This window comes from Pseudomonas sp. LB-090624, from assembly GCF_003205205.1.
Lineage (GTDB): Bacteria > Pseudomonadota > Gammaproteobacteria > Pseudomonadales > Pseudomonadaceae > Aquipseudomonas.
This window is the reverse complement of record NZ_QJRL01000060.1, coordinates 1-9166: the sequence shown is the minus strand read 5'-3', so window position 1 is coordinate 9166 and position 9166 is coordinate 1. Positions and strand designations below refer to the sequence as shown.

At 65.9% G+C, this 9166-nt stretch carries 7 protein-coding genes; 6 read left to right on the top strand and 1 reads right to left on the bottom strand.

The genetic code is table 11. The features are described from left to right. Positions 1 to 81: 81 nt before the first annotated feature. The 6 genes from kdpF (at position 82) to DMX11_RS25445 (ending at position 7914) form a co-directional block, all read left to right on the top strand. Entirely contained in the window at positions 82 to 171 is a 90-nt protein-coding gene (gene kdpF / locus DMX11_RS25470) for a K(+)-transporting ATPase subunit F (protein WP_003251485.1), read from the top strand. A 9-nt stretch (positions 172 to 180) separates the two neighbouring features. After that, on the top strand, positions 181 to 1875 hold the full coding sequence (kdpA, locus tag DMX11_RS25465) for a potassium-transporting ATPase subunit KdpA (protein WP_110748503.1): 1695 nt from the start codon (positions 181 to 183) through the stop codon (positions 1873 to 1875). Between the two features lie 9 nt (positions 1876 to 1884). Continuing rightward, positions 1885 to 3939, top strand: a complete 2055-nt coding sequence (gene kdpB, locus DMX11_RS25460; RefSeq protein ID WP_110748500.1) for a potassium-transporting ATPase subunit KdpB — start codon at positions 1885 to 1887, stop codon at positions 3937 to 3939. A 10-nt stretch (positions 3940 to 3949) separates the two neighbouring features. Then, on the top strand, positions 3950 to 4501 hold the full coding sequence (gene kdpC / locus DMX11_RS25455) for a potassium-transporting ATPase subunit KdpC (protein WP_110748495.1): 552 nt from the start codon (positions 3950 to 3952) through the stop codon (positions 4499 to 4501). Positions 4502 to 4567: 66 nt separating this feature from the next. Next, entirely contained in the window at positions 4568 to 7222 is a 2655-nt protein-coding gene (locus DMX11_RS25450) for a sensor histidine kinase KdpD (RefSeq protein WP_110748490.1), read from the top strand. After that, the gene (locus tag DMX11_RS25445; protein ID WP_110748486.1) at positions 7219 to 7914 is read left to right on the top strand and encodes a response regulator; all 696 of its coding nucleotides are present in this window, start codon (positions 7219 to 7221) and stop codon (positions 7912 to 7914) included. The genes DMX11_RS25450 and DMX11_RS25445 overlap by 4 nt, the downstream gene beginning before the upstream one ends. A gap of 54 nt (positions 7915 to 7968) precedes the next feature. Here DMX11_RS25445 and DMX11_RS25440 read toward each other — a convergent pair whose 3' ends face one another. After that, positions 7969 to 8874, bottom strand: coding sequence for a LysR family transcriptional regulator (locus DMX11_RS25440; RefSeq protein ID WP_110748483.1), 906 nt, complete (start codon positions 8872 to 8874; stop codon positions 7969 to 7971). Positions 8875 to 9166 lie beyond the last annotated feature (292 nt).

Here is a 9166-nt window from a genome sequence, read left to right as displayed (position 1 = left end):
CCCCTGATCTCGCCCCTTTACGCCCCTCCCTCGGACAATTCCCCCAAAGCGGCCTACGCCGCACCACGGGGAGAACCACTCATGAACATGCTCGACGGGCTGTCACTGCTGCTGGCAGTGGCCTTGGCGTTTTATCTGCTGGTGGCGCTGCTGCGCGCCGATCGCAGCTAGGGAGCGGCCATGCACAGTTACGATTACGCCTTGCTCCTGGCATTTTTTGCCATCGTGCTGTTACCGGCACCCTGGCTGGGGCGGTTCTACTTCAGGGTCATGGAAGGCCAGCGTACCTGGCTTTCACCACTGCTGGGCCCGGTCGAGCAGACCTGCTACCGGCTGGCGGGCGTGAACGCCAGCCAGGAACAGAACTGGCGGCAGTACACCCTGGCCCTGCTGGCGTTCAACCTGGCGGGCTTCCTGCTGTTGTTCGCCGTACTGCTGCTGCAGGGCTACCTGCCGCTCAACCCTCAGCATTTGCCTGGCCAGGAGTGGTCGCTGGCTTTCAATACGGCCGTCAGCTTTGTCACCAACACCAACTGGCAGGCCTACAGTGGCGAGGCGTCGGTCAGCTACCTGAGCCAGATGCTGGGCCTGACCGTGCAGAACTTCGTCAGCGCTGCCACCGGCCTGGCCGTGCTGATTGCACTGTGCCGCGGTATTGCCCGGCGCAGCGCGACGACGCTGGGCAATTTCTGGGTCGACATGACCCGCGCCACCCTCTACGGCTTGTTGCCGCTGTGCCTGCTGCTGGCGCTGCTGCTGGTATGGCAGGGCGTACCGCAGACCTTTGCCGACTATGCCCACGTGCTGACCTTGCAAGGTACTGACCAAACCCTCCCGCTGGGCCCGGCTGCTAGCCAGATTGCCATCAAGCAACTGGGCACCAATGGCGGCGGCTTCTTCGGCGTCAACTCGGCGCACCCGTTCGAAAACCCTACGGCCTGGAGCAACCTGTTCGAGGTGGCATCGATCATTCTTATCCCGGCGGCCTTGGTGTTTACCTTTGGCCACTACGTGAAGGACCTGCGCCAGAGCCGCGCCATCCTTGCCTGCATGCTTGCCCTGTTCCTGATTGGCGGCAGTACGGCGCTGTGGTCGGAGCACCAGCCCAACCCGGCCCTTGAGAGCGCACAGGTTCAGCAAAGCGCGCCCATGGAAGGCAAGGAGAGCCGCTTCGGCACGACGGGGTCGGTGTTGTGGACGGTGACCACCACCGCGGCCTCCAATGGCTCGGTCAACGCCATGCATGACAGCCTCAACCCCCTGACCGGCATGGTGGCGATGGTCAACATGATGGTCGGCGAGGTGATCTTTGGCGGCGTTGGTGCCGGGCTGTACGGCATGTTGCTGTTCGTGCTGATCGCGGTGTTCCTGGCCGGGCTGATGATTGGCCGTACCCCGGAGTACCTGGGCAAGAAGTTACAGGCCCGAGAGGTGCAGCTGCTGGTGGCGACCCTGCTGGTGATGCCGGTTGGCGTGCTGGTACTTGGGGCCATCGCCGCCAGCCTGCCCGGCCCGGCGGGGGCGGTCAGCAACCCCGGCGCGCATGGGTTCAGCCAGCTGCTGTATGCCTATACCTCGGGTACGGCCAACAACGGTTCGGCCTTCGCCGGTTTTGGCGCCAACACGGTGTATCACAACCTGATGATCGGCCTGGCCATGCTCATCGGCCGTTTCGGCTACATCCTGCCGATTCTGGCGCTGGCCGGCAGCCTGGCAGCGAAGAAGACCGCGCCCCAGGGCGTGAACAGCTTCCCCACCCATGGCCCGCTGTTCACCGGCCTGCTGCTGGTGACCATCTTGCTGGTTGGTGGCCTGACCTTTCTGCCGACCCTGGCCCTTGGGCCAATCGCCGAACATTTGAGCCTGGGTTTCTGAGGACCGATCATGAACATGCCCATTCCTGAAGTGAACGCCCGGCACAGCGCCAAGGACCAGACCCGCTTTGCCGCCCTGTGGCGCCCGGCGTTGGTGCAGGCATTCGTAAAGCTCGACCCCCGCCAGCTCAGGCGCTCGCCGGTAATGCTGGTGGTGGCCCTGACTGCAGTGCTGACCACCGTGCTGTGCTTTGCCCCCGGCAATGGCGTGAGTACCGGCGTGGCGGTACAGATCGCCCTGTGGCTGTGGTTTACCGTGCTGTTCGCCAACTTCGCCGAAGCCCTCGCCGAGGGCCGTGGCAAGGCCCGCGCCGACAGCCTCAAGGCCGGCAGCCAGGGCCTGCTGGCTCATCGTCGCCAGCGTGATGGCAGCTACGAGACTGTCGCAGCGGGTGCGTTGCGCAAGGACGACGTGGTCCGCGTGGTAGCCGGTGAAATGATCCCCGCAGATGGCGAGGTACTTGAAGGTATTGCGGCGGTCAACGAGGCTGCGATTACCGGTGAATCCGCCCCGGTAATCCGCGAGTCTGGCGGCGATCGCTCGGCGGTGACTGGCAACACGCGGCTGGTTTCCGACTGGCTGCTGATCCGCGTCACCAGCAACCCTGGCGAGTCGACGCTGGACCGCATGATTGCCCTGGTCGAAGGCGCGAAACGGCAGAAGACCCCGAACGAAATCGCCCTCGATATCCTGCTGATCGGCTTGACCCTGATCTTCCTGATCGTTGTGGTGACCCTGCAGCCGTTCGCCCACTTTGCCGGTGGCAGCCTGCCGCTGATCTTCCTCGCCGCCTTGCTGGTGACGCTGATCCCCACCACCATCGGCGGCCTGCTGTCGGCCATCGGCATTGCCGGCATGGACCGCCTGGTGCGGCTGAACGTGATTGCCCGCTCGGGCCGTGCGGTAGAGGCGGCTGGTGATGTGCATACGCTGATGCTCGACAAGACTGGCACCATCACCTTCGGCAACCGCCGCTGCAGTGCGCTGCATGCCGCGCCGGGCGTCACTGCCCGCGAACTGGGGGAGGGCGCTTTACTGGCCTCGCTGGCCGACGACACCGCCGAAGGCAAGTCGATTGTCGAATACCTGCGCCAGTTGCATGACTTCGTCGAGCCGGCTGCCGGGCAGTTCGAAGCCGTGGCCTTCAGTGCCGAGACACGCTTGTCGGGTATCGACTTCCAGCAACGCCGCTTTCGCAAGGGCGCGGTCGATGCGGTACTGGCATTCGTCGGCATGCAACGCCTGGAGATGCCGCCAGCGCTGGCCCGTGAAGTGGAGCGCATCGCCCAGAGCGGGGGCACGCCGCTGTTGGTGTGCCTCGACAAGCGCTTGCTTGGGGTGATCCACCTGAAGGACGTGGTCAAGCCCGGCATCCGCGAGCGCTTCGCCGAATTGCGCAAACTGGGTATCCGCACGGTCATGGTGACCGGCGACAACCCGCTGACCGCTGCGGCTATCGCCGCCGAGGCCGGGGTGGATGACGTCCTGGCCGAGGCCACGCCGGAGAAAAAGCTGGCGCGTATTCGCCAGGAGCAGAATGACGGCCGCCTGGTGGCCATGTGCGGTGACGGTGCCAACGACGCCCCGGCACTGGCCCAGGCTGACGTGGGCATGGCCATGAACGACGGCACTCAGGCCGCGCGGGAGGCCGCCAACATGGTCGACCTGGACAGCGACCCGACCAAGCTGCTGGATGTGGTGCAGGTGGGCAAGGAACTGCTGGTGACCCGCGGGGCGCTGACCACTTTCTCCATCGCCAACGATGTAGCCAAGTATTTTGCCATCCTGCCAGCGCTGTTCGCTGCCATCTACCCGCAACTGGGTGTGCTCAACCTGATGCAACTGGCCAGCCCGCAGAGTGCGATCCTTTCGGCCATCGTGTTCAACGCGCTGATCATCATCGTGCTGATCCCGCTGGCGCTACGGGGCGTGCGGGTGCAGGCGGCGAGCGCGGCGCATTTGCTGCGGCGCAACCTGTTGATCTACGGGCTGGGTGGCATTGTCGTGCCGTTTGCCGGGATCAAGCTGATCGATTTGCTGCTCAATGCCTTGCACCTGGTCTGAGGAGGCCATCATGAATGCTTATCTACGCCCGGCATTGAGCCTGGCTTTGTTGATGACCCTGGTGACGGGCGCCCTGTATCCGCTGGCGGTGACCGGTATTGCCCAGGTCGCTTTTCCGAGCCAGGCCAACGGTAGCCTGGTACGCGATGCGCAAGGCCAGGTGCGGGGTTCGGCATTGATCGCCCAGGACTTCCAGGGCGATGGCTGGTTCCACTCGCGGCCCTCGGCAGGTGCCTACGCGACCGTGGCCAGCAGCGCCAGCAACCTGTCGCCGAGCAACCCGGCACTGGCTGAGCGGGTAAGGGGCGATGCGGCTGCCTTGTATCAGGCACAGCAGGGGCCAGTGCCTCAGGCGCTGCTGACCACCTCGGGCAGTGGCCTTGACCCGCACCTGCCACCCGCGGCGGTGGCCTATCAGATCCCGCGGGTGGCAGCGGCACGGCAACTGCCGGTCGAGCGCTTGCAAGCCTTGCTGGAACAGGCCACCCTCCAGCCATTGATTGGTCCGCCAGTGGTTAATGTGCTGGCGTTGAACCAGGCGCTTGAGCAACTGAACCACTGATAGTGGGGCCGCTCTGCGGCCCTTCGCGGGTCCCGTTCGACCGCCGCACATTCTGAAGGATGAAACATGAGTGATTCCGCCCGCGCCGATGCGCTGTTGGCTAACCTGCCGCGAACCGGCCGGGGCCGGCTGAAGGTGTTCCTGGGCGCCGCCCCCGGTGTCGGCAAGACCTTCGCCATGCTCCAGGCCGCACACGCCCAGCAACGCCAGGGCGTGCAAGTGTTGGCCGGGGTGGTCGAAACCCATGGCCGCGCCGAAACCGAAGCGTTGCTCGGAGGGCTGCAGCAGCAGCCCTTGCTGCGCAGCCAGTACCGTGGGGTCACCCTCGAGGAAATGGACCTCGACGGCCTGCTGCGCGCCGCGCCGGCCTTGGCCCTGGTGGACGAACTGGCCCACACCAACGCCCCCGGCAGCCGCCACGCCAAACGCTGGCAGGACGTACAAGAACTCCTGGCCGCGGGCATTGACGTATACACCACGGTCAACGTCCAGCACCTGGAAAGCCTTAACGACAAGGTCCGCGACATTACCGGCGTGCAAGTGCGCGAGACCCTGCCGGACTGGGTGCTGCAGGAGGCCTTCGAGTTGGTGCTGATCGACCTGCCACCGCGAGAGCTGCTTGAACGCCTGCGTGAAGGCAAGGTGTACGTGCCGGAGCAGGCTCGGGCGGCCATCGATGCGTACTTTTCGCAAACCAACCTGACCGCCCTGCGCGAGCTGGCCATGCAGACCGCCGCCGCTCAGGTCGATGCCGACCTGGCCCACGGCTATCGGCAGCGCGGCCAGGAGGCTCCGGCCTTGCGCGGCCGGTTGCTGGTGGGCATAGAGGGTGACGACCAGGCCGAACGCCTGGTGCGCCATGCCAGCCGCGTGGCACAGCGCCGCCACCTGCCCTGGAGTTTGGTGCATGTGGATAACGGCCGCCTGCGTGACGAAGCCGCACGGCACCGTTTGCAAGCCGCGCAGCAACTGGCCGAGCGACTGGGCGGGGAGGTGGTGCTGCTGCGTGCTGGCGAAGTGGCCCGCACGCTGATCCAACATGCTGTCGAACGGCGGGCCAGCCTGGTACTGGTCGGGCAGTCCCGCAACCGTCTGCGCCGGCGTCTGTTCGGCGCGGGTGTGGCGGCGCGGCTGCTGCGCGAGAGCCATGGCCTGGAAATCAACGTGCTGGACCGCGACGTGCAGCCGCCAGCGCCGCGGTCAGCCGTGCGGCAGGTGTGGGTGTGGCGTCATTACCTGCTGGCGCTGCTGGCCACCGTGATGGCTGCGGGGCTGGCCTGGGCGGTGTCCAGGGTGCTGGCGTTGCCCAATATCTCGCTGGTGTTCCTGGCTGCGGTGTTGCTGGTAGCGGTGCGCAGTAGCCTGGGACCTGCCCTGGCCTGCGCCGCGCTGTCGTTCCTGGTCTATGACTTCCTGTTCATCCCGCCCAACTTCTCATTCACCATTCAGCGTGAAGAAGACGTGCTGACCCTGGTGTTCTTTCTGTTGATGGCTGCGCTCACCGGCAACCTGGCCGCCCGCCAGCGCCGCCAGCTCCAGGCGCTGCGCGAAACCCAGGCGCAGACCAGCCAGTTGCTCGACCTGTCGCGCCGGCTGACGGTAGCCACCGACCGCCAGGCCGTGCTCAACGCCGCCAGCCAGCACCTGGGTGGTTGGCACGACATGCAGGTGTGCCTGCTGCAACGCAACGCCGAAGGCCAGTTGCAGGTGGCCAGCGGCGAAGCCCACGCCTTCAGCGATACCGAACGGGCTGCCGCCGACTGGGCCTGGCTGCATGGTCAGGCGGCCGGCCACGGCAGCGACACCTTGCCCAACGGCCGCTGGTGGTGGTGGCCGTTGGCGGTGGACGAGCAACCGCTGGCGCTGCTGGGCGTGCGCCCACGCTCCGGTCAGCCGCTGAGCGACCCGCGTCGGCGCCTGCTCGTCGCCCTCGGCCAGCCCCTGGCCCAGGCCTTGGCCCGCGCGCGCCTGGCCGAGCAACTGGAGGCCGCGCGCTTGCACGGTGAAACCGAGCAGCTGCGCAGCGCTTTGCTGGCTTCGGTGTCCCATGACTTGCGCACGCCTCTGACTGCCATGCGCGGCAGTATCGACAGCCTGCTGGCGCTGGGCGAAGCGATCCCGGCTGACGACCGCCGCGAGCTGTTGGAAGGTACCCGCAACGAGGCCGAGCGCCTCGACCGCTACATCCAGAACCTGTTGGACATGACCCGTCTGGGCCATGGCGGCCTCAAGCTGGCGCGCGACTGGGTCGCCCCGGCGGATATTGTCGGCAGTGCGCTGAACCGCCTGCGCGTGGTGCTGGCGCCGTTGCGCGTGCACACCGACGTGCCTGCCGAGTTGCCGCTGCTGTTCGTGCATGCGGCGCTGATCGAGCAGGCCCTGGTCAATGTGCTGGAAAACGCCGCTCGCTTCTCCCCGGTCAACGGTCGGCTGGAGCTGCAAGTAGCGGTGCAGGACGAGCAGTTGCGCGTGACCGTCAGCGACCAGGGCCCCGGCATCCCCGTGGCCGACCGCGAAAAAATTTTCGACATGTTCTACACCGCAGCCCGTGGCGATCGCGGCGGGCAGGGCACCGGCCTGGGCCTGGCCATCTGCCAGGGCATGGTGGGCGCCCATGGTGGGCAGATTCTGGTGGGCGAAGGCATCGATGGCCAGGGCACCGGCATCACTCTATGCTTGCCGCTGCCCCCTCAACCTGAAGCCGAAAGCGAAAGCCCATGAATCAGTCCGCCACCCTGTTGGTCATCGACGATGAACCGCAGATTCGCAAGTTCCTGCGTATCAGCCTGGCCTCGCAAGGCTACAAGGTACTCGAGGCGGCTACTGGCGCCGAAGGCCTTGCCCAGGCAGCGCTGGGCAAGCCGGACCTGGTGGTGCTCGACCTGGGTTTGCCGGACATGGACGGCCAGCAGGTACTGCGGGAACTGCGCGAATGGAGCGCAGTGCCAGTGATGGTGTTGTCGGTGCGCGCCAGTGAAATGCAGAAGGTCGATGCGCTGGATGGCGGGGCCAACGACTATGTGACCAAGCCGTTTGGTATCCAGGAGTTTCTTGCCCGGGTACGGGCTTTGCTGCGCCAGGTGCCGCAGGCCGGGGGCTCGGAAGTAGCAGCCAGCTTTGGGCCGTTGACCGTGGATTTTGCCTTCCGCCGGGTGACGCTGGCGGGCGCGGAGGTGGCGCTGACGCGCAAGGAGTATGCGCTGCTGGCGCTGTTGGCCGGGCATCCCGGGCGGGTGATTACCCAGCAGCAGTTGCTCAAGGATATCTGGGGCCCCAGCCATGTGGAGGACACCCATTACCTGCGGATCGTGGTCGGGCATCTGCGCCAGAAACTGGGCGATGACCCCACGGCGCCACGGTTCATCATCACCGAGGCCGGGGTGGGGTACAGGTTGGTGGCGCCGACAGCATGATCCTTGTGCAAACCGAGGCGCGTTGGGCGGTGCAGGGCGCCGTCACAAGGGCCATCAGGCCCTGGGTGGCTCCTTCTCGAACAGCTGGCGCATGACGTCCAGATAGCGCCGCGCCCCCAAGCCTAGCGGGCGTGGCTTGAGCCAGATGATGTCCACCCACAGCCGTAAACGGCTGGCCATGTTGTCGAAGCGCACCTCGGCCAGTGCGCCGGATGCAATCAGCGGTTCAACCAGCGGCTGCGGCAGGTACGCCCACCCCAGCCCGGACTGCACCAGGTCGAGCGTGGCCAGGTAGCTGTCGGTCAGCCAGATGCGCCGCGACAGCACCATGCGCGGGTCCGAGCCCGTGGCCTTGCCTGAAGCCACGATGATTTGCCGTTGCTCGGCGAAGGCCTCTTCGGGCAGTGGCGTGCCGCTGTTCTGGCCGGCCGGATGGCGCGGTGAGGCAACGGCCACCAACAACTGGCTGCCGGCCTCGAGGAATGACTCGCGCTCATCGATACCGGGCCGTTCGAACACCAGCGCCAGCTGCACGCTACCGTCGTGCAACAGGCGAATGGCTTCGGTCTGGGTGGCCGAGCGCACCTCGATTTCCAGGCTGGGAAATTCCTGGGCGAGGATTTCCAGCGGTTGGCTCCAGGGGCCAGTCTGCAACTCGGGCGCCATGGCGATGGTCAGGCGTTTTTCCAGGCCCTGGTGCAGTTGCAGGGCCTGGGCGTCGAGCAGGTTGAGCTGGCAGATCACCTGCCTGGCCTGGGGTTCGAGGGCCAGGGCCGCGCTGGTGGGCAGGGCCTTGCGCGTAGCCCGGTCGAACAGCGGCAGGTCCAACTCGGCCTCCAGCTGTGCGATCGCCATGCTCACGGCTGAAGGTACACGGCCCAGCTTGCGGGCGGCGGCGGAGAACGAACCGGCATCCAGCACCGCGAGGAAGATTGTCAGGGAGTCGCTGGAGAAGGCCATGTTCGGTGAACCTGATGTTTTTTTGGGAGGAGTCAGCGAATAGTAATGGATGGAATTGCGAAGGGTAGGGCTTGAAATATTCGGTGTTCGTGAGATCGAGCGCCGCCCGCGCGGCGCATCGCGAGCTGCGCTCGCTCCTACATTTGTTTCGGGCCAATCATTCCTGGGGAATTTGCGCGCGAACGCCTTGGCGCATGGCGCGATATCGCGTCGTACAAACAAGGCGGTCGCGCGCGCCTGTCGCAGGCATAACTGGCCCGAAAAAAACGTAGGAGCGAGCGCAGCTCGCGAT

Excerpts from the sequence above, each read along its gene's own strand:
- kdpB (WP_110748500.1), top strand. The coding sequence starts at position 1,885 with ATGAACATGCCCATTCCTGAAGTGAACGCCCGGCACAGCGCCAAGGAC.
- DMX11_RS25445 (WP_110748486.1), top strand. The coding sequence starts at position 7,219 with ATGAATCAGTCCGCCACCCTGTTGGTCATCGACGATGAACCGCAGATT.
- kdpF (WP_003251485.1), top strand. The coding sequence starts at position 82 with ATGAACATGCTCGACGGGCTGTCACTGCTGCTGGCAGTGGCCTTGGCG.
- kdpA (WP_110748503.1), top strand. The coding sequence starts at position 181 with ATGCACAGTTACGATTACGCCTTGCTCCTGGCATTTTTTGCCATCGTG.
- DMX11_RS25440 (WP_110748483.1), bottom strand. The coding sequence starts at position 8,874 with ATGGCCTTCTCCAGCGACTCCCTGACAATCTTCCTCGCGGTGCTGGAT.
- kdpC (WP_110748495.1), top strand. The coding sequence starts at position 3,950 with ATGAATGCTTATCTACGCCCGGCATTGAGCCTGGCTTTGTTGATGACC.
- DMX11_RS25450 (WP_110748490.1), top strand. The coding sequence starts at position 4,568 with ATGAGTGATTCCGCCCGCGCCGATGCGCTGTTGGCTAACCTGCCGCGA.